The organism is Rhodococcus erythropolis NBRC 15567 (genome assembly GCF_001552595.1).
Classification (GTDB): domain Bacteria; phylum Actinomycetota; class Actinomycetes; order Mycobacteriales; family Mycobacteriaceae; genus Rhodococcus_F; species Rhodococcus_F erythropolis.
This window is the reverse complement of the sequence record NZ_BCRM01000009.1, coordinates 1-19359: the sequence shown is the minus strand read 5'-3', so window position 1 is coordinate 19359 and position 19359 is coordinate 1. Positions and strand designations below refer to the sequence as shown.

The window sequence follows — 19359 nt, the reverse complement described above, 5'->3', positions numbered from 1 at the left end:
GTCAGATGTCCTTCCCGTTCTTCCGGGAAATCCGAACGCGCTTGCCGGACTCTTCGTCGGTGCGGTAGCCCACGCGGGTGGGGTTTCCGTCCGAGTCGACGACTGCAACGTTGGAAACGTGGATCGGGGCTTCCTGCGTGACGATGCCGCCGGAGGATGCTCCGCGCTCGTTCGCGGAAACCGCGGTGTGCTTCTTGATTCGGTTCACGCCTTCGACGAGGACCTTGTCGGTCGCGGGGTAGGCCTGAATGACCTTGCCCTTCGCGCCCTTGTCCTTGCCGGCGATGACCAGAACGGTGTCACCCTTGTGCACCTTCATCACAGCACCTCCGGGGCAAGCGAAACGATCTTCATGAACTTCTTCTCGCGCAGCTCACGGCCGACGGGTCCGAAGATGCGGGTTCCACGGGGATCACTGTCAGCCTTGATGAGCACTGCAGCGTTCTCGTCGAACTTGATGTAGGAACCGTCCGGACGACGGCGCTCCTTGGTCGTGCGAACGATGACGGCCTTGACGACCTCACCCTTCTTGATGTTTCCACCGGGGATTGCGTCCTTGACGGTGGCGACGATGACGTCACCGATCCCGGCGTAGCGACGTGACGAACCGCCGAGAACGCGGATGCAAAGGATTTCCTTGGCACCCGTGTTATCAGCGACGCGAACTCGCGACTCCTGCTGAATCACTTGATCTCCCTAGACCTGGAATTTCGTGCGCAACGGATTACCGACCCGGTGCGCGCGGTCATTGTTGCCACCTGCGTCGTGTCTGAGCTGCAGTCCCACCGACTGACGTCGGGAGACGATCACTGCAAGCACCGTTCGAGCTGCGCACGTGAAGACACACCTCTGCCACAGGCAACCGTTCTATTGTAGGGAAGGGTTCACCGAATACCAAATCAGCCGTACTCGACGCAACTCGAACCCTTCGCCCGGAAAGCCCCCGGAAAGCCCCCGGAAAGCCGAATGGCCCACTCCCCCAAGGGGAAGCGGGCCATTCGGTGATACTCGATCAGCTCGAGGATTCGATCAGGCTTACTTGGCCTTTTCGAGGACCTCGACCAGACGCCAGTGCTTCGTCGCGGACAGCGGACGGGTTTCCATCAGCTGAACGCGGTCGCCGACGCCGGCAACGCCGTTCTCGTCGTGCGCCTTCACCTTGGTCGTACGGCGGATGATCTTGCCGTAGAGCTTGTGCTTGACGCGGTCTTCGAGCTCGACCACGATCGTCTTTTCCATCTTGTCGGACACGACGTATCCGACACGGACCTTACGGCTCGCGCGCTCTTCTGTGCTCACTGCTTTTTCCTCACTCATGCCGCGTCACCTGCATCCGGACCCACAGCGAGTCCGAGCTCACGCTCACGCAGGACGGTGTAGATGCGCGCGATCTCGTGACGAACGGTGCGCAGTCGTCGGTTGTTGTCCATCTGGCCGGTAGCCATCTGGAAACGAAGGTTGAAAAGCTCTTCCTTCGACTCACGGAGCCGGGTGACCAGCTCGTCTTCACTGAGCTCGCGGAGCTCTGCTGCTGGGGTTCCAGTAGCCATCAGAACTGCTCCTCTCTGGTCACGATCCGGCACTTGCACGGGAGCTTGTGCATCGCGCGGCGCAGGGCCTCACGAGCAATCTCCTCGTTGGGGTATGTCATCTCGAACAGAACGCGTCCGGGCTTTACGTTGGCAATCCACCACTCGGGCGAACCCTTACCGGAACCCATTCGGGTTTCGGCCGGCTTCTTCGTGAGGGGGCGATCCGGGAAGATGTTGATCCAGATCTTGCCGCCACGCTTGATGTGCCGAGTCATGGCGATACGAGCGGACTCGATCTGCCGGTTGGTGATGTAGGCAGGCTCGAGAGCCTGGATGCCGTAGTCACCGAAGGTCACCTGGGTACCGCCCTTGGCGGCACCCGAACGGCTCGGGTGGTGCTGCTTGCGGTGCTTGACCCGCCGTGGGATCAACATGCGTCAGCCCTCCTGATTCTGTTCAGTTGCGGGAGCATCGGCGGTTGCGGTCGCTGCGCGGCCGGCCTCGGTGCTGGTCGCAGTGGTACCGGTGGCACCGGAACGACGCGGACGGCTCGGACGCTCACGACGCGGGCGATCCCCGGCCGGTGCGGCCGTGTTGGCGGCGAGCTCACGCTTGCCACCGACGATGTCGCCCTTGTAGATCCAGACCTTGACGCCGATGCGACCGAAGGTGGTCTTGGCCTCGTAGAGGCCGTAGTCGATGTCCGCACGAAGCGTGTGCAGCGGCACACGGCCTTCGCGGTAGAACTCCGACCGGGACATCTCGGCGCCGCCGAGACGACCGGAGCACTGAACGCGGATTCCCTTGACGTTGGGCTGACGCATGGCCGACTGGATGGCCTTGCGCATTGCACGACGGAAGGCAACGCGGTTCGAGAGCTGCTCGGCCACACCCTGTGCGACGAGCTGTGCTTCAGCTTCTGCGTTCTTGACCTCGAGGATGTTCAGCTGAACCTGCTTGCCGGTCAGCTTCTCGAGCTCGGAGCGGATGCGATCGGCTTCGGCGCCGCGGCGGCCGATGACGATGCCCGGACGTGCAGTGTGGATGTCCACGCGAACACGGTCACGGGTGCGCTCGATTTCGACCTTCGCGATTCCTGCGCGCTCCATGCCGGTGGCGAGGAGCTTACGGATCGCGACGTCTTCCTTGACGTACTCCGCGTACTGCTTGTCTGCGTACCAGCGAGACTTCCAGTCGGTGGTGATGCCGAGACGGAAGCCGTGCGGGTTGATTTTCTGGCCCACTACTGAGCACTTCCCTTCCGGCGATTACGGGTCGATGTTCCGGTCTTCGGCAGGCTCTCCACGATCACGGTGATGTGACTGGTGCGCTTGCGAATACGGAACGCACGTCCCTGTGCACGCGGCTGGAACCGCTTGAGGGTCGCGCCCTCGTCCACGAACGCCGTAGCAACGACAAGCGTGCTGGGGTCGAGGTCGAGGTTGTTCTCGGCGTTGGCTGCTGCGGAGGCGATCACCTTGGCGACCGGCTCGCTCGCTGCCTGCGGCGCGAACTTCAGGATGTTCAGGGCGTCTTCAACCGAGCGCCCGCGGACCAGGTCCACAACTCGACGTGCCTTCATCGGCGTAACGCGAACGTGCTTCGCTACAGCCTTGGCAGTCGGGTTGGCGGTTTCGGTGTTGCTCATCGCCTCTTCGCCTTCCGATCATCCTTGATGTGACCCTTGAACGTGCGGGTCGGTGCAAACTCTCCGAGCTTGTGTCCGACCATGGAGTCGGAAACGAACACGGGGACGTGCTTGCGGCCGTCGTGAACTGCAAACGTGTGGCCGATGAAGTCCGGGATGATTGTCGAACGACGGGACCAGGTCTTGATGACCTGCTTGGTTCCCTTTTCGTTCTGTACATCCACCTTCGCGAGGAGGTGGTCATCGACGAACGGGCCCTTCTTAAGGCTGCGTGGCATCCTTCACTCCCTCCTAGCGCTTGTTCTTGCCGGTGCGGCGGCGACGGACGATCATCTTGTCGCTTGCCTTGTTCTTGCGGGTACGGCCTTCAGGCTTACCCCACGGGCTGACCGGGTGGCGTCCACCTGAGGTCTTGCCCTCGCCGCCACCGTGCGGGTGGTCGACCGGGTTCATCACGACACCACGAACGGTCGGGCGCTTGCCCTTCCAACGCATACGGCCGGCCTTGCCCCAGTTGATGTTCGACTGCTCGGCGTTGCCGACCTCGCCGACGGATGCGCGGCAGCGCACGTCGACGCGACGGATTTCACCGGAAGGCATACGCAGCGTGGCGTAGCTGCCTTCCTTACCGAGGAGCTGGATGCTGGCGCCTGCGGAACGAGCCATCTTGGCTCCGCCGCCGGGACGCAGTTCCACACCGTGGATGGTGGTACCAGTCGGGATGTTGCGCAGCGGCAGGTTGTTGCCCGGCTTGATGTCGGCGCCTGCACCGGACTCGACCGGTGAACCCTGCACCAGGCCCTTGGGGGCGATGATGTAGCGCTTCTCACCGTCTGCGTAATGCAGGAGTGCGATGTTTGCTGTGCGGTTGGGGTCGTACTCGATGTGAGCGACCTTTGCCGGGATGCCGTCCTTGTCGTTGCGACGGAAATCGATCAGTCGGTATGCACGCTTGTGTCCGCCACCCTTGTGACGGGTGGTGATACGACCGTGTGCGTTACGTCCACCGCGACCGTGCAGCGGGCGAACCAGCGACTTCTCGGGGGTTGACCGAGTGATCTCGGCGAAGTCCGAGACGCTCGAGCCACGACGGCCCGGTGTTGTCGGCTTGTACTTACGGATTGCCATGAGTCTTCTCGTCCTCTATGTCTCGTCAAGTCCCGGCGCTTACGCGACCGGTCCTCCGAAGATCTCGATGGGCTTGCTGTCAGCGGACAGGGTCACGAGCGCGCGCTTGGTGTCCTTGCGCTTGCCGTAACCGAATCGGGTCCGCTTACGCTTGCCCTGACGGTTGGCGGTGTTGACGCTGGTCACCTTGACGCCGAAGACCTTCTCGACGGCAATCTTGATCTGCGTCTTGTTCGAGTCCGGGTGCACCAGGAAGGTGTAGGTGCCTTCCTCGATCAGTCCGTAGGACTTCTCGGAGATGACCGGAGCGAGCAGGATGTCGCGGGGGTCAGCGATGGTGCTCACTTGGCGTCCTCCTTGTTCTGAGCGCTCTCTGCGGGCCCGTGGATGAACGCGTTGAGTGCCTCGACGCTGAACACGACATCGTCTGCATTGAGCACGTCGTAGGTGTTGAGCTGGTCGGGTGCAATGGGATGCACGCCTTCCAGGTTCTGCACGCTCTTCCAAGCGGCTACATCCTGGCGACCCACGACGAGCAGCAGCTTCTTGCGATCCGAAATCTCACCGAGGAACGCGATTGCGCCCTTGGTCGAAGGCGTCTGCCCTGCAACCAGTTCCGTGATGACGTGGATGCGCTCGTTGCGTGCGCGGTCAGAGAGGGCTCCGCGAAGAGCGGCTGCCTTCATCTTCTTGGGGGTGCGCTGGCTGTAGTCACGCGGCTGCGGGCCGTGAACGGTTCCGCCGCCGACGAACTGCGGTGCGCGAGTCGAGCCCTGGCGTGCGCGGCCGGTGCCCTTCTGGCGGTACGGCTTCTTGCCACCGCCGCGGACGTCGCCGCGGGTCTTGGTGGAGTGGGTTCCCTGACGAGCAGCTGCGAGCTGCGCGACGACAACCTGATGGAGAAGCGCGATGTTGGCCGGAGCGTCGAAGATCTCAGCGGGGAGATCGACGGTGCCGTTGGTCTTGCCGCCGGCGACCTTGACGTCCAGGGTCAACTTGGTCTCGGTGCTGGTCATGCCCGTGCACCACCCTTCACTGCACTCTTGACGATCACGAGGCCGCCCTTGCGGCCGGGGATCGCACCCTTGATCAGCAGCAGGCCGTTCTCGGCATCCACCTTGTGGACCGAGAGGTTCTGCGTCGTGATGCGGTCGCTACCCATGCGTCCGGACATGCGCATGCCCTTGAACACGCGGCCGGGAGTTGCACAGCCACCGATGGAGCCCGGGCGGCGGTGAACAGCCTGGGTACCGTGCGACGCGCCCTGTCCCTTGAAGCCGTGACGCTTCATGGTTCCGGCGAAGCCCTTGCCCTTGCTGGTTCCGGTGACGTCGACGTATGCGCCGTCCTCGAAGACCTCGGCGGTGAGTTCCTGGCCGACCTCGTAGTCGGAGGTGTCCGCAACGCGGAGCTCCACTACGTGGCGACGCGGGGTCACACCAGCCTTGGTGAACTGGCCGGAAGTCGGCTTGTTCACCTTGCGCGGGTCGATGGCGCCGAACGCGAGCTGAACGGCGCTGTAGCCGTCACGCTCTTCGGTACGGATCTGGGTTACGACGTTCGGCCCAGCCTTCACGACGGTGACCGGGACAACCCGGTTGTTCTCGTCGAAGACCTGGGTCATGCCGAGCTTGGTGCCCAGGATTCCCTTGATCTTGGTATCAGTCATTGTTTTTGTCTCCGCCGTCACTGAATGTTCACGTCGACACTGGCCGGAAGGTCGATGCGCATGAGCGCGTCAACCGTCTTCGGCGTCGGGTCGAGAATGTCGATCAGCCGCTTGTGAGTACGCATCTCGAAGTGCTCGCGCGAGTCCTTGTACTTGTGCGGCGAGCGGATGACGCAATATACGTTCTTCTCGGTCGGCAACGGCACAGGTCCAACGACGCGGGCACCCGTACGGGTTACCGTCTCGACGATCTTGCGCGCTGACGCGTCGATCGCCTCGTGGTCGTAGGCCTTGAGCCTGATGCGGATCTTTTGTCCCGCCACGCTTAGTGTCCTTTTCTTGCCGCGTTTCGTAGCCCGCCTGGTCAGGCTCGAGCTACCTCGTCTGCACAGTCCTTGCCTGGACGATGACACGACGAACACTGAAGCGATCGGGACCAAGTCCGAAAGTTCGGAAGACCGTGTTAGCGGTAAACCGAGCATCGGATCAGATCAGGATCTGCTGCCGCTGTTCGTTTGTCATTGTTCTCCGGTACACGCGGTCGGGCGTGTCGCCTTCTCACTCATCCTGCGCCGGACAATCTTTCGATCATCTGGCGCGTGATGCGTACCGGACGTGTTCGATGTCGAACACAAAGTAGGTACTGCTTCCGTCCTGCATTACTTCTCGTCTTGCATGTCTTGCATGGTCACAGTCGTTGACCCGATTACCCTGACGGGATCTGCGATCGATCGTCTGTGACGTCTTACCCTTACCCGATCACGGCCGCAAACGACCGCGTCCCGGACAAGGCAACCCGACCAGTATGCCGTACCTGGCCCGATTCCTCAACTCCCCCGAACCAGCCTTTCCGAGTGAGCTGCGCGACAACAACCTTACTCAGAAGTAAGATAGTCCGATGACTACTTCCAGCCCCACCTATCGCGGATGGCAGAAATTGCCGGACAACGCCCTCGGACATGCAGTTTTCTCGGCGGCGATGTCCATTCGCGTGCCCTACTTCGCCTCCGTTCTCCCCCGGGTGACCAAGTTGGAACCGGGCCTGTGCGAGGTCCGCTCCCCCAAATGGTGGGGCGTCCACAACCATCTCGGCACTTTTCACGCGATCGCAGCATGCAATCTCGCGGAGGTCGCAATGGGCATGCTGAGCGAAGCGACGGTTCCGAACTCGCACCGCTGGATCCCCAAGTCCATGAAGGTCGACTACCTCGCCAAGGCCGAGACCGGCCTGCGGGCGGTCGCCCGACTCGAGACTTTGCCGGACTTCGCGGCGATCGAGAGTGGCACGGAACTTCTCGTTCCCATCTCGATCTTCGACCGTGGCGGCAAGGAAGTAGTCCACGCCGAAATCACCACCTGGGTCTCCCCCAAGTAGGCACTCACGAACCCGCCTGCATCGCAACCTGATTCGCCCGCCAAACAGGTTTCGCAGAATTAGGCACCACCGCAGGTTTCGGCGAATGACGATCGTGGAACACCTCCCCGAACGGCGATGGTCGGTCGGGGTGCCGGTGTCCGGAGGTGGGTTGCGTTCCGGGCACCACATTGTCGACCTCGCGTCACGCCGAGCACCGGGAGGCCTCGTGGAAGAGTTCTTGACCACAACGAGTTCCGAAGCAGGCACGCAGACCTCGTCGTATCCGGACGAGGCCGAGGGATTGGACAGCTTCCGGCGCGACCTCGACGCCATCGACGCTCTACTTCTCGAGACGGTGCGGCAGCGGCTGGAACTCTGCCTACGCATCGGCGAGTGGAAGCGCTCCCGCGAGGTTCCGATGATGCAACCCGGCCGCGTCCGCCTCGTGCAGGAGCGGGCGCGTGAATTCGCCCGTAGACACGACCTCTCCCCCGACTTCTTCAACGCCCTGTACGAGCTGATGATTGCCGAGACCTGTCGACTCGAAGACCTGGTGATCAACGCACCTGTTGAGGAGGAGGACACTGTTCGGGAATCCGTCGGACCGAGATCAGGATCATCGACATGAGTTCCCGCACCCTTCTGGTGGACAATTACGACTCGTTCACCTACAACCTGTTCACCCTGTTGACCGAGGTCAACGGGGTTGTGCCGACCGTGGTCCGCAACGACGCGGATTGGGATTCCATCGATCTCGCGTCATACGACAACGTGGTCATCTCCCCAGGTCCCGGCCGGCCGGATCGCGACCGTGATTTCGGAATCAGCCGCCGTTTCATCGAAGAAGCGCCTCTCCCACTTCTCGGTGTCTGTCTCGGCCACCAGGGCCTGTGCGAGTTGTTCGGCGCGGACGTGGTGGTTGCGCCCGTACCGATGCACGGCCGAATTTCGCTGATCGATCACGACGGCTCGGGCATCTTTGCCGGACTTCCGTCGCCGTTCCGAGCTGTTCGCTACCACTCGTTGACCGTCGAGAATCTGCCGAACGCCTTCGTTCGTACCGCGTGGACGTCCGACGGACTGCTCATGGGTGTCCGGCACCGGACCAAGCCGATGTGGGGCGTTCAGTTCCATCCGGAGTCCATCAGTACCGAGTTCGGCATAGATTTGCTCGCGAACTTCCGCGATCTGTCCGTCGGACGCACTCTGGATTCGGTGATCCGACCCGAACCGACTTCGCAAACACCCGACCTGCGGCCGGCGATCAACTACGACGTCGACGACGTGACTCTCGATTTTGCAGTGGACCCGTCTGCGGCCTATGCAGCACTGTTCGCCGACGGCCCGAACGCGTTCTGGCTGGACCGCGCGGCAACCGCAGAGCCGAGTGCGCGCTTTTCGATTCTCGGCGATTCGTCGGGGCCGCTGGCCGAGTTCATCACGTACGACGTGCAAGCCGAGGTACTGACTGTCAGCCGAAAAGGCTTGTCCGACGAGCACATTCGAGTTCCGTTCTTCGATTACTTGGACGCACAACTCGCGACGCGCTTCGTGCCCTCGCATCCGGAACTCGACTTCAACCTCGGCTACGTGGGCTACCTCGGCTACGAACTGAAAGCACAGACCGGAGGAAGGGCAGTCCATCCGGCACCCACTCCTGATGCCGCTCTGGTGTTTGCCGATCGCGCCGTCGTCATCGATCACACCGTCGGCCGCACTCACGTTTTGAGGTTGCGCGAGAAAGTCCGGGACGCCGGCTATGACGATTGGCTCGAATCGACCGTCGACACCTTGGCGCGGATCGGCGCGGACCTTCCGGAACGCACCCCGGTTCCGCTGATCAGCGACACCGTCTGGACGCAGGCTCGCCTTCGGCATGATCGCGATCAGTACCTGTCGTTGATCGGAACGGCCCTCTCGGAGATCCGGGCAGGTGAGTCCTACGAGGTGTGTCTGACCAACATGGCGAGCGTCGACGAGACGATCGATGCACAGCAGGCGTTCGAGTATCTGCGCTCGATCAATCCGACGCCGTACAGCGCACTTCTCGACTTCACCGGAATCTCGGTGGTCTCGGCCTCGCCTGAGCGGTTCCTTCGTGTCGACTCGGACGGCAACGTCGAGTCCAAGCCGATCAAAGGGACCCGCCCGCGCGGCGTCACCCGAGCGCGTGACGCTGCCCTACGGCAGGACCTGCTCGACAGCGAGAAGGACCGCGCCGAGAACCTGATGATCGTGGACCTCACTCGCAACGACCTCACCAAGGTCTGCGTTCCGGGAAGTGTCCACGTTCCGAGGCTGTTCGCGATCGAGTCGTACTCGTCCGTTCACCAAATGGTGTCGACGGTGCGTGGACATCTGAGTCCGGGGTCGTCCGCGGTGGACTGCGTCCGTGCCGCGTTCCCCGGCGGATCGATGACCGGCGCCCCGAAAGTACGGACGATGGAGATCATCGACCGCCTCGAATCCGGCCCACGCGGGGTCTACTCGGGATCGATCGGGTACTTCGCCCTCGGTGGCGCCGCGGACCTCTCGATCGTGATCCGGTCGCTGGTCTGCACCGAGAGCGGCGTGACCTTCGGAATCGGCGGTGCCATCACAGCGTTGTCCGACCCGGAAGAAGAATTCGACGAGACCACGGTCAAGGCGTCCACTCTGCTCCGTGCACTCGATGCGGTGTCCTCGCGGGTCCTCGAGTACGGCGGGTAGATCCAGCCATGACGGCGGCATCAGGCACAGCGACGGTTGTCGGCGGGCTGGGTGCCGTCGGATCCATGTTCGTCGAACTGCTTCGCGGCGGGGGGTCGACGGTCACCGTCGTCGACCCAGCAGGCAGCGATCCTGACGGAGATGTAGTCGTCGGAGACATAACGAAACCCAGTGACCGGGTCCTCGCACACGTGGAGTCCTCGAGCGTCATCGTGCTCGCCGTTCCCGAACAGGTCGCTCTAGCCGCACTACCGAGCCTTCGAACATCCGGCGCTCTCGTTGTGGACACGCTGTCGGTCAAATCGCGGATGGACGCGGCAATCGCCGACGCCGGCCGAGAAGGGGAGTTCCTCGGACTCAACCCCATGTTCCGTCCGTCGCTCGGCCCACGCGGTCGGGCCGTCATCGCAGTGCCGTACGTCGACGGTCCGCAGTCCGTCAGATTCCTCGACGTCGTGCGCTCGTGGGGAGCGTCGGTCGCGGTGATGGACGCCGATCGTCACGACCGGTTGGCCGCGGCTACCCAGGTTCTGACACACGCGTCGGTGCTGGCTTTCGGCGTTGCCCTGGCCGAACTCGGAGTTTCCGCGGACGAACTCCTCGCGGTAGCCCCTCCCCCGCATCGGACCTTGCTCGCGCTCCTGGCGCGGATAGCCGGCGGCGAACCGGAGGTGTACTGGGACGTACAAGCGGGCAATCCGTATGCAGGTGCGACACGAAAAGCACTGTTCGATGCCACCTCACAGGTGGACACGGCGGCCGAGACGCTCGGCGACTTCACGACGCTGATGAAAACCGCCGAGGCAGCGCTCGACGATCACTCCGGCGAATTGAACGCGGAGTGCCAGAGCTTGTTCGATCGCATTGCCGAAGGGCACAGAGAGTAGGGAACGATGAGACCTGGAGTGAGTCCGCCCAGCCTCCCCGAGTACGACGCCTCGGATCCGGTCGAGAGTGCAATCGTCAGTCGGCTTGCGAGCAATTGGGCGCGCCGGGCAACCGTGAAGAAGGCGGAGCCGGAACTGGACGATCTCTTCGATTCGTCGTTGTCCGACTACCCCGAAGCACTTCTCCCATTCGCGGAGCATCCGACCTACCTGGCATTGAGTCCCGAGCAGAAGCAACGCCTGCAAGCCTGGGCATGGATCGCGTTCAACAAGAACGTCATGGACATCGAGAAGTACGTCGTCAATCCCGGCTTCGACGTTCTCGCCGAAGACCGACTCGGCGTCGGACTCGGAGATTGGGCTGCAGTGGCCGTCAATCAGGCGATGGTCGACGAGCAATATCACACGCTCATGCACTTCAATGCCAGTTCAGCGACCCGTCGAGGCAGGGGCTGGGCGCTTCCGGCCAAGGCACTGCCAGACGTCCTGACGGTCCACACGCGGGCGCAAGCCCTCGACGCAGCCGAGGGGTCTCGCAAGATCGCCCTGACACAGTTGGCGTTCATGACCGTCGCCGAGGTGTCGATCACCGCATACCTCGACCTGATCTCGGATGACCCGGGCGTGCAGTCGATCAACCGCGCGACGATTCGGTTGCACGCTCGCGACGAGTACTGCCATGCCTCGATTGCCGGGGAACTAGCCGTGTTGGTCTGGGATTCCCTGGATCGTGGAGATCGCAGCTATTTATTGGAAGGTTTCGAGGACGCGATGCGTGCGTTCAGCGGGACCGACTTCGGCGCGTGGCGAGCAATCATGGAAATTGAAGCCATACCTGGAGGACGGAAGATGCTCGATGATGTCGCATTGGAACCGCGCAACGAACTGTTCGTGCAGGACTACAGTGGAATAACGTCCCTGCTCCAAAAGCTACAAGTTGCACCGGAAGTAACAATCGCAGCAGAAAAATATTCTGCCAGTTAATCCCGTGCAATAAAAGAAATAGTTCGCAACGAACCCGAACCAGTAATTGTCCGCAATTATCGGGCACTCCCGATTATTCAGCTAAACACGAGCATTCTCGAATAAATACCGGACGGATTTATCAAGAAAAGACGGGAAGATCCCGCGCCCGCTGCCTCCGACCCAAGACCCGAGAAGAGAGTTGTCCGGAATTCTTGTCATACATTCGATAAAGAGGCCACAAGATTGCATGCAGAATACTGTCCGCTGCGATCAAGAATGTTAACTTCCAATTCGATACACCATGATGCTCGAGGGTTTTCTTCGATGCTCGATTATATCGTGCATACACGCGCGGCGAACTAACTCCACGCCTACCCGAAACCTTTGCGGCCATGCTCGAGATCTGCCCCACTGCGCAACGAACATGCGCCATGCAGAGGGATAGATCGATATCCTCGTGAATGTCGGTTCGATCGCTGACCGCATCCCTAACGGCCAACCAAGCCGACCGACGCATCGCCATGTTACTGCCTGGAACTGCAACAACGGGCCGAACCGCCCCCTGGGCCCCGCGACCGAGTCGCCAATTCGTCCATCGGCGCTGAAGGCCGGCGATCGGAGATTCATAAAGGTAAGTCAGGCCAGTTACGCCCGAGAAATCGTCGCGACGCTCGAAGAATTCGTGAACCGCAACGGCCCAGTTTTCCCCCACGATCGTATCCGCGTCGATACGTCCGATAATTTCTCCACTAGCCGCGTCAAACCCTTTGTTTCTCGCATGCACCACCCCGGGTCGGGATTCTTTGAGAAGCCGAACCTTGGGACAACTACTTTGATACTTCTTGATCAACTCGGAAGTGTTGTCCGAGGAATTATTGTCAACGACGATGATTTCGTCGACATATTCACCTTGAGCAATGAGCGCTTCGATGCACGTTTCGATGTATTCAGATTCATTAAAAGCCGGAACAACCACCGACAACGTCGCGTTCGCCATTTCCCAACGGTATCGCGAATCTCCCCACAAGACATTGAGCAGCGGGCCCAGAGGACCAACCGGAAGGAATCGGGGGACTTTCGTCACCGGTCAAATCAAAGACCTCCGGTCCGCGCAACCGAATACCCACCTGCGCAGATGCGTTGAAAATCCATTTGGTCATTCGTTCAATTAGAGGAGATCTTTACGTTACAAAGAATATTTGTGATTCTTGCCACAAGGTGAAATCGAAGGTGAGAGTTGCTGGCAGGAGCCAAATACCCCCTCTCACGCGTCCGATTGCCCGAGTGTCGGTTTGACCCTCCGGTAACATCTGAGCGGAGATCACGGATAGAAGACAGAAGGCATCTGTGCGCCCGTCGGGAGCGCGTGCCCGTTCCGACAATGCAGACAGCGGAGTGTTGATGCCCTTTTCCACGGACGCAGCGGTACTAGTGGAGGACGTACACAAGTCCTTCAAGAACGTGCACGCGCTGCGAGGGATCAACTTCACCGCCCCACGTGGGACAGTGCTCGGCATCTTAGGTCCCAACGGCGCAGGCAAGACAACGACGGTGAAGGTCCTCTCCACGCTCATTCGTCCCACCAGTGGACGCGCGATGGTGGCCGGCTACGACGTCGTGCGCAACGCTCCAGAGGTTCGACGCTCCATCATGATGACCGGGCAGTTCGCCGCCCTGGACGATTCTCTCACCGGCCGCGAGAACATCGAACTGTTCGGCCGCTTGATGGGACTCGACAGGATGTCGGCCAAGGTACGCGCCGCCGATTTACTCTCGCAGTTCGACCTCGTCGAGGCAGGATCTCGCGTTGTCCGGAACTATTCGGGAGGTATGCGTCGACGAATCGACATCGCCTGTGGGCTCGTCGTTCGCCCCGAGGTGGTTTTCCTCGATGAACCGACGACCGGCCTCGATCCGCGAAGCCGTCAGAGTGTCTGGTCACTGGTTCAATCTTTGAAGGAGCAGGGCATCACGGTGCTCCTGACCACCCAGTATCTCGAGGAAGCGGATCTCCTGAGCGACAACATCATCGTCATCGACAAAGGCGCGGTGATCGCTGAGGGGACTGCTGATCAACTGAAGGCTCGGACTGGCGCGAGCTTTTGCGAGATCGTGCCTTCAGACCTCAAGCAGTTGGCCCACGCGGTCCACGCTCTAGGAAATCTGGTGCCCCGAGACTTCCGCTTCGACCTGGCACAAGAGAGCGGCCGAATCGCTATCCCCGCGCCCGTCGGCGCCGGAACGCTCTCTGAAGCACTGCGCCGTCTCGATCATGCTCGGATACCGCTTGCCGACATCGCACTTCGCCGCCCGTCACTCGATGATGTCTTCCTCGCACTCACTGGCGAGCAGCATGTAAGTGGGACAAAGTGACGACAACAACCAAATTCGGGGTCGATCAGGTGGCTGTCCGTGGAGACACGCGCAGCAAGATTGCAGTCCCTGACGCCTTGAGCGTTGGCAAGCACCGCCGACCACATCCGTCAGCGATCAATCAGTGGTGGGTGTTGACGGCACGCACCGTCAAATCGATGGTGAAGCGCTATGAACTGCTCGTTGCAGTCATCGCACCGCTGATTTTCACGATCGGGTTCTACCTTCCTCTGAAGTTCGTCATGCAACTTCAAGGGATCAACTACGCGCAGTTCTTGATGCCGATCATCGTGCTGCAAGCCATGGCATTCACATCGATCTCGGCTGCTCAGATGTCGTCAACCGAATCAATCACCGGATTCAGCAACCGGATGAAAACCATGCCCGTCGTCGGCCCGATTCCGCTGCTGTCCCGTCAATCCAGTGGGTTCGTCAGATCAACAGTCTCGCTTGCTGCCGCATTGGCGTTCGGCCACTTGATCGGTTTTCGATTCTCAGCAGGAATCGGACAGGCCATCCTGTTTTGCGCGGTCGCCTTGGCGTTCAGCACCTGCTTGTCCTTCGCCGGTGATGCGATCGGCTCACTGTCGAAGAGCCCGCAGGCCACCAGTCAAGCGCTGACATTGCCACAGTTGATTCTGGGGATGTTGTCCTGCGGTTTTGCGCCCGAGACTGGCTTTCCCGAATGGATTCGGCCGTTTGTACGCAATCAACCGGTATCGCAGTTTTCATTCGCCATGCGTGATCTTGCGCAAGGCGGGGTCACCTGGAGCGTCCTCTTTCCCGTCGTTGCCTGGACTATCGGCTTGATCGTCGTGTTCGCGCCACTCGCGTTCTGGGCAAGTATGAGGCGGTCATGAGCGAGCCGACAGATCGATTCATGGCTGTAGTCCGCCCGGTCGAGGGGTTCAACTTCCCTTACCCAGACAATGCGCTCCCCGAGAACTCGTTCAAGGCGCTGGTCGTTCACAGTGGAATTCAGGCCAAACGCCTGTTGCTCACCTGGCTGCGCGATCCATCGACCGCTATTCAGGCCCTCATTTACCCAGCATTCATGCTGCTGATGTTCCGGGTCGTATTGGGCAATTCGATTACGGCAGCAACCGGCCAGTCGAGTATTTTCGGGACCGTTCCACTGATCATCCTCGTCGGCGCAATGTTCGGGTCGATTGCAAGTGCGGTCGGTCTCAAAGGTGAACGCGCGTCCGGACTACTGAGTCGATTCTGGACGTTGCCTGCGCACCGCGCCTCTGGCCTCGTCGGACGCATGATCGCAGAAGCAGTCCGAGTTCTCCTCACGTCAATCGTGATTCTCGGCGTCGGCTACCTGTTGGGGTTCCGATTCAATCAGGGCCCGCTCGCGGCCTTTGCGATCTTGGCGTTGCCCGTCATTTTCGGCGTCGGTTTTGCCATGATGGTGACGGCCCTGGCCACGGTTTCCGACAACTTGCCGCTCGTCGAAATCGTATCCATCTCGTGCACACTGTTGATGTTCTTCAATTCCGGCTTCGTCCCTGTGATGGCCTACCCGAAGTGGCTTCAACCGGTGGTGGCAGAGCAACCGATGTCCGTCGCGATCGACACGATGAGAGGGCTGTCGCTAGGGGGTCCTGTGGCGGAACCCCTCGTCAAGACGCTGCTCTGGTCCTTCGGCATGATTCTCGTCTTCGTCTACCCAGCGATTCGGGGATACCGACGCGCCGCGGCGATGTCGTAACGAATACAGACCGCAAACCGACTTCACAATTCGAGAAACAAGTGGCACCAGGGATGAGCATCGATGTACCCGTGCCACGCAACGAGAGGTATCTAACTTGACGCGTACAAGGCAGTCCATGTGGAGGCGCGCTACCGGTGTCGCCGCGGTGACGATGGTGTGCGCTCTGGTTCCGGCCGGTATCGCAACTGCGTCACCTGTCGCTCACCAGGGCGGCGGAGATTCGGTGGAGTCCGTCACGAGTGGTTCTTACGTCGTCTCAGTCGAGCAAGTGAACGATCGCCAAAAGATCGTGAATGTATACGCGGCGTCGATGGACCGCGTTGTTCCAATTCAGGTCATCACTCCTGCCGATGACTCCGCACCCCGTCCCATCCTGTACCTGCTCAACGGCGCCGGTGGTGGACAAGATTCGGCTACTTGGGAGTACCAGACCGACGTCGTCGACTTCTTCCAGGACAAGAACGTCAACGTCGCGACGCCAGTTGGTGGCCGCCTGTCGTACTACACCGACTGGGAGAAGGAAGACCCGAAACTTGGTAAGAACATGTGGAGCACTTTTCTGGGTAAGGAGCTCCCTCCGTTGCTGAACAAGCAACTTGGCAGCAATGGCGAACAGTCCATTGCCGCAATCTCGATGTCGGGCACTTCTGTGCTCAACCTGGCGATTGAGTACCCAGGCTTTTACAACTCCGTTGCCGCATTCAGCGGATGTGCCCAGACCAGCGATCCGCTTGGCCAGCAGTTCGTCAAGACCACCACGGAGTGGATCGGCGGCGTTGACGACGTACAGAACATGTGGGGTCCGTTCGACGGCCCCGGTTGGCGGGAACACGACCCGCTTGTGAACGCTGAGAAGCTGCGTGGCACACAGATTTACATGAGCACCGGCAGCGGGCTCCCCGGTTTCCCCAATGACACCCCTGCAAATCCGCGCATCCAGGACGGTCGCGCTGCGATGTTCGACCAGATCGTTGTCGGCAGCCCGATCGAGCTTGCAACCAATCTGTGTACCTCCAACATGGCGAAGCGGCTCTTCGAACTGAATATTCCGGCAGTAGTGGATTTCCGTCCAACAGGTACCCATTCATGGGGCTACTGGCAGGACGATCTACACAAGTCCTGGCCATTCATCGCACAGTCTCTGGGCGTCTGATTCAAGTGCCTCGTGCTGGCTTCAACTCCAGCGCGAGGCACCGTTTAGCATCATGGGAGGAATGTAGCGGTGCGGTTCATTCGGATCATGCTGGTCGTACTGGGAACTTGCTTCCTGCTGTCAGGCACCTCCGTCAGCGCCCTAGCGGATGATCATGAGCCCAGCCCCGGTTTCGCCACTATGGGTCCATCGCCGGCCGGTTCGAACAACTGGAATTGCGTTCCGAGCGCCGAGCATCCTCGTCCGGTAGTTCTCATCCACGGAACAACCGCGAACATGGTTGATACATGGGCTGAACTTTCCCCGCAACTTGCTGATCTCGGCTATTGCGTATTTGCACTCAATTATGGAGGCGCACGGGAAATCTTCAATCCCAATGCTCTCCAATGGGGTATCAGGGACATTGCGACTTCAGCGAAAGAGCTTGCAACCTTCGTTGATTCAGTTCGCCGTTCTACGGGTGCAAGCCAGGTGGATCTCGTAGGCCACTCCCAAGGGGGAGTCGTCGCTCGCCAGTACCTGAAGTTCGACGGTGGTTCGACTCCGGAAGATCCGTCGAAAAACGCCGTCCATTCTCTGGTCACCCTCGGCGCTACCAACCACGGCACGACCTTCGGCGGCTTGCAAGCGAACGCTAAACAACTGTCAGATATGGGACTTCCCGGAGACCTCTTGGTTCAGGCGATCTGGGGACCAGCTGGTGTTCAACAACTTCAAGGGACACCACTGTTGGCTGAGCTCAATGCGGGCTCGGAAACCCAACCGGGAGTTACGTATACCGTGATCGCGACCGCTCACGACCAGATTTCAACCCCTCCGGAAGCTTCGTTCCTTACCGCAGGCCCCAATTCTGTTGTCAACAACATCTGGGTCCAGGATGGCTGCCCAGGCAACACTGCCTCGCATGCGGGTCTGGTCCGTGATGCGCATTCGTTGGACCTCGTAAAATCCGCGCTCGATCCGGAATTCACGCCGATCCCCTGCGCATAGCTGACTCAGACGTCGCGAAGGTCGCCGCAGAAGTTGAAATCGCACACTCGACAACCTCCGATCGACAAGCGTGTGCTGTCACGGGCGAACATGACCTCCTACACGGCCAGTCGGGAAGAGCGAAACATACGAGCCTGGCCATCGCCCGACCAGGCTCGTATGCGCCGGCTGATCAATCAGCGGCGCCACCGCGCAACACACGCTCAATAATCAGCCCGATAGCGCGAACGCCTTCAGGAGACATCATTTCCAGGTGGTGAACGTCGACCAATTCATCCGTCAGTCCTCCGTGCGCGTACGGACCCCAAACCTTGTCGGCTTGCTTTGCGCCCGAACGATCCAACGAACTCACGAAAGTGATCGGCCCCCTGAACGACTGCGGCCGATGGGCGTTGATCAGCTTCGCCGAAATCGCAATGCTTGTGAGCAACCGTTTGATCGCAGACGCATCGAGTCCGATTCTCTCTCCGTCGACAGCCGCCAAGATCTCTGCTGACCTCTCGACCGACAATTCATCGAGACTTTCGTTCTCGCCGAAGACAATCCCTATTGCAGCCAACTCAGCGCGCACCTGGACAGCATGCTCTGATTCGTCGCGTGTCTCCGGCGAACCGTCCAGCAAGATCAACGCCTCAACGATCTCGCCTCGCTCCTCCATCTTCGCCGCAACCGCTTGAGCGATGATCGCGCCGAGCGACCAACCGAGAATTCGGTACGGGCCTGACTGCTGAACCCGGGTGATCTCGTCCACGTAGCGATCTGCGTAATCGTCAAGGGATCGTCCCTGGAATGCCTCATCAGTCAGAACTGGGCTCTGCAACCCATAGAGCGGAATCGAACGGTCCACAACTGCCGCCAACGGTGCAAAAGGCCACGCCAGTCCAACGAGTGGATGAACACAGAACAACGGCACATCGCTCCCTGTCGTTCTCAGCGGCAGAAGCGTTCGTAGTGCATCATCGGTTTTCGCATCGAAGCCCACCCGAATTCCGAGCGCAATCCGTTCTGCAAGTTCGCTGACCGTCGAAGTCGCGAAGATGAGTCGCAGTGGGACCTCCACGGAAACTGCTGCGCTCAGCCGAGCTGCAACCCTCGCTGCGACCAATGAGTTGCCACCCAACTCGAAGAAGCTATCGTCCGCCCCGATTTCCTCGACACCGAGAATCTCCGAAAAGACGCTTGCGACAAGTAGTTCAGCTTCGGTAGAGGGAGCTCGGAACACCGCAA

At 60.5% G+C, this 19359-nt stretch carries 25 protein-coding genes; 10 read left to right on the top strand and 15 right to left on the bottom strand.

Annotated features, from left to right (window positions below):
- Window position 1 precedes the first annotated feature (1 nt).
- From rplX to rpsJ, 13 genes are all read right to left on the bottom strand, one after another.
- Window positions 2-319: a 50S ribosomal protein L24 gene (gene rplX / locus RE4_RS14285; protein ID WP_003941019.1), complete on the bottom strand. Its 318-nt coding sequence runs from the start codon at window positions 317-319 to the stop codon at window positions 2-4.
- The gene (gene rplN, locus RE4_RS14280; RefSeq protein ID WP_003940951.1) at window positions 319-687 is read right to left on the bottom strand and encodes a 50S ribosomal protein L14; all 369 of its coding nucleotides are present in this window, start codon (window positions 685-687) and stop codon (window positions 319-321) included. The genes rplX and rplN overlap by 1 nt, the downstream gene beginning before the upstream one ends.
- Before the next feature lie 348 nt (window positions 688-1035).
- On the bottom strand, window positions 1036-1317 hold the full coding sequence (gene rpsQ, locus RE4_RS14275) for a 30S ribosomal protein S17 (protein WP_003941020.1): 282 nt from the start codon (window positions 1315-1317) through the stop codon (window positions 1036-1038).
- Complete coding sequence (gene rpmC / locus RE4_RS14270; protein WP_003940734.1) at window positions 1314-1550, bottom strand: 50S ribosomal protein L29; 237 nt, start codon at window positions 1548-1550, stop codon at window positions 1314-1316. The genes rpsQ and rpmC overlap by 4 nt, the downstream gene beginning before the upstream one ends.
- Complete coding sequence (gene rplP / locus RE4_RS14265; RefSeq protein WP_003940899.1) at window positions 1550-1966, bottom strand: 50S ribosomal protein L16; 417 nt, start codon at window positions 1964-1966, stop codon at window positions 1550-1552. Before rplP ends, rpmC begins: the two co-directional genes overlap by 1 nt.
- Before the next feature lie 3 nt (window positions 1967-1969).
- Window positions 1970-2776, bottom strand: coding sequence for a 30S ribosomal protein S3 (rpsC, locus tag RE4_RS14260; RefSeq protein ID WP_003941003.1), 807 nt, complete (start codon window positions 2774-2776; stop codon window positions 1970-1972).
- Window positions 2776-3180, bottom strand: coding sequence for a 50S ribosomal protein L22 (rplV, locus tag RE4_RS14255; RefSeq protein WP_003940717.1), 405 nt, complete (start codon window positions 3178-3180; stop codon window positions 2776-2778). The genes rpsC and rplV overlap by 1 nt, the downstream gene beginning before the upstream one ends.
- On the bottom strand, window positions 3177-3458 hold the full coding sequence (gene rpsS, locus RE4_RS14250; RefSeq protein WP_003940820.1) for a 30S ribosomal protein S19: 282 nt from the start codon (window positions 3456-3458) through the stop codon (window positions 3177-3179). The genes rplV and rpsS overlap by 4 nt, the downstream gene beginning before the upstream one ends.
- A gap of 13 nt (window positions 3459-3471) precedes the next feature.
- On the bottom strand, window positions 3472-4308 hold the full coding sequence (gene rplB / locus RE4_RS14245) for a 50S ribosomal protein L2 (RefSeq protein ID WP_003940895.1): 837 nt from the start codon (window positions 4306-4308) through the stop codon (window positions 3472-3474).
- 39 nt (window positions 4309-4347) lie between these two features.
- The gene (rplW, locus tag RE4_RS14240; RefSeq protein ID WP_003940990.1) at window positions 4348-4653 is read right to left on the bottom strand and encodes a 50S ribosomal protein L23; all 306 of its coding nucleotides are present in this window, start codon (window positions 4651-4653) and stop codon (window positions 4348-4350) included.
- Complete coding sequence (rplD, locus tag RE4_RS14235) at window positions 4650-5324, bottom strand: 50S ribosomal protein L4 (RefSeq protein ID WP_003940723.1); 675 nt, start codon at window positions 5322-5324, stop codon at window positions 4650-4652. Before rplD ends, rplW begins: the two co-directional genes overlap by 4 nt.
- A complete protein-coding gene (rplC, locus tag RE4_RS14230; protein WP_003940826.1) occupies window positions 5321-5977 on the bottom strand; it encodes a 50S ribosomal protein L3 in 657 nt (218 codons plus the stop codon). Before rplC ends, rplD begins: the two co-directional genes overlap by 4 nt.
- Before the next feature lie 17 nt (window positions 5978-5994).
- Window positions 5995-6300 carry a 30S ribosomal protein S10 gene (gene rpsJ, locus RE4_RS14225; RefSeq protein ID WP_003938093.1) on the bottom strand — a complete coding sequence of 102 codons (306 nt, stop codon included), beginning with the start codon at window positions 6298-6300 and terminating at the stop codon, window positions 5995-5997.
- Window positions 6301-6875: 575 nt separating this feature from the next.
- Between rpsJ and RE4_RS14220 the strand changes: the two genes are divergently transcribed.
- The 5 genes from RE4_RS14220 (at window position 6876) to RE4_RS14200 (ending at window position 11914) form a co-directional block, all read left to right on the top strand.
- Window positions 6876-7352, top strand: coding sequence for a hotdog fold domain-containing protein (locus tag RE4_RS14220; RefSeq protein ID WP_003940943.1), 477 nt, complete (start codon window positions 6876-6878; stop codon window positions 7350-7352).
- Window positions 7353-7437: 85 nt separating this feature from the next.
- Window positions 7438-7962, top strand: a complete 525-nt coding sequence (locus RE4_RS14215) for a chorismate mutase family protein (protein WP_019747551.1) — start codon at window positions 7438-7440, stop codon at window positions 7960-7962.
- Complete coding sequence (gene pabB, locus RE4_RS14210; RefSeq protein ID WP_019747550.1) at window positions 7959-10043, top strand: aminodeoxychorismate synthase component I; 2085 nt, start codon at window positions 7959-7961, stop codon at window positions 10041-10043. Before RE4_RS14215 ends, pabB begins: the two co-directional genes overlap by 4 nt.
- A gap of 8 nt (window positions 10044-10051) precedes the next feature.
- Window positions 10052-10930: a prephenate dehydrogenase dimerization domain-containing protein gene (locus tag RE4_RS14205; protein WP_021343554.1), complete on the top strand. Its 879-nt coding sequence runs from the start codon at window positions 10052-10054 to the stop codon at window positions 10928-10930.
- 6 nt (window positions 10931-10936) lie between these two features.
- The gene (locus tag RE4_RS14200) at window positions 10937-11914 is read left to right on the top strand and encodes a diiron oxygenase (RefSeq protein WP_029254911.1); all 978 of its coding nucleotides are present in this window, start codon (window positions 10937-10939) and stop codon (window positions 11912-11914) included.
- 121 nt (window positions 11915-12035) lie between these two features.
- Here RE4_RS14200 and RE4_RS14195 read toward each other — a convergent pair whose 3' ends face one another.
- Complete coding sequence (locus RE4_RS14195; RefSeq protein WP_020906890.1) at window positions 12036-12893, bottom strand: glycosyltransferase family 2 protein; 858 nt, start codon at window positions 12891-12893, stop codon at window positions 12036-12038.
- A 404-nt stretch (window positions 12894-13297) separates the two neighbouring features.
- On the opposite strand from RE4_RS14195, the gene RE4_RS14190 reads away from it, so the two are divergent.
- The 5 genes from RE4_RS14190 (at window position 13298) to RE4_RS14170 (ending at window position 18132) form a co-directional block, all read left to right on the top strand.
- Window positions 13298-14269: an ATP-binding cassette domain-containing protein gene (locus RE4_RS14190; RefSeq protein ID WP_029254910.1), complete on the top strand. Its 972-nt coding sequence runs from the start codon at window positions 13298-13300 to the stop codon at window positions 14267-14269.
- On the top strand, window positions 14266-15129 hold the full coding sequence (locus tag RE4_RS14185; RefSeq protein ID WP_020906888.1) for an ABC transporter permease: 864 nt from the start codon (window positions 14266-14268) through the stop codon (window positions 15127-15129). Before RE4_RS14190 ends, RE4_RS14185 begins: the two co-directional genes overlap by 4 nt.
- Entirely contained in the window at window positions 15126-15986 is an 861-nt protein-coding gene (locus RE4_RS14180; RefSeq protein ID WP_029254908.1) for an ABC transporter permease, read from the top strand. Before RE4_RS14185 ends, RE4_RS14180 begins: the two co-directional genes overlap by 4 nt.
- 118 nt (window positions 15987-16104) lie before the next feature.
- On the top strand, window positions 16105-17142 hold the full coding sequence (locus tag RE4_RS14175; RefSeq protein WP_020906886.1) for an alpha/beta hydrolase: 1038 nt from the start codon (window positions 16105-16107) through the stop codon (window positions 17140-17142).
- An 87-nt stretch (window positions 17143-17229) separates the two neighbouring features.
- Window positions 17230-18132 (top strand): esterase/lipase family protein, encoded by a 903-nt coding sequence (locus RE4_RS14170; protein ID WP_046378249.1) that lies wholly within the window; start codon window positions 17230-17232, stop codon window positions 18130-18132.
- A 172-nt stretch (window positions 18133-18304) separates the two neighbouring features.
- Here the strand turns inward: RE4_RS14170 and RE4_RS14165 are convergent.
- Window positions 18305-19359 (bottom strand): thioesterase domain-containing protein (locus RE4_RS14165; protein ID WP_255246881.1); only part of this gene is annotated, 1055 nt, incomplete at its 5' end.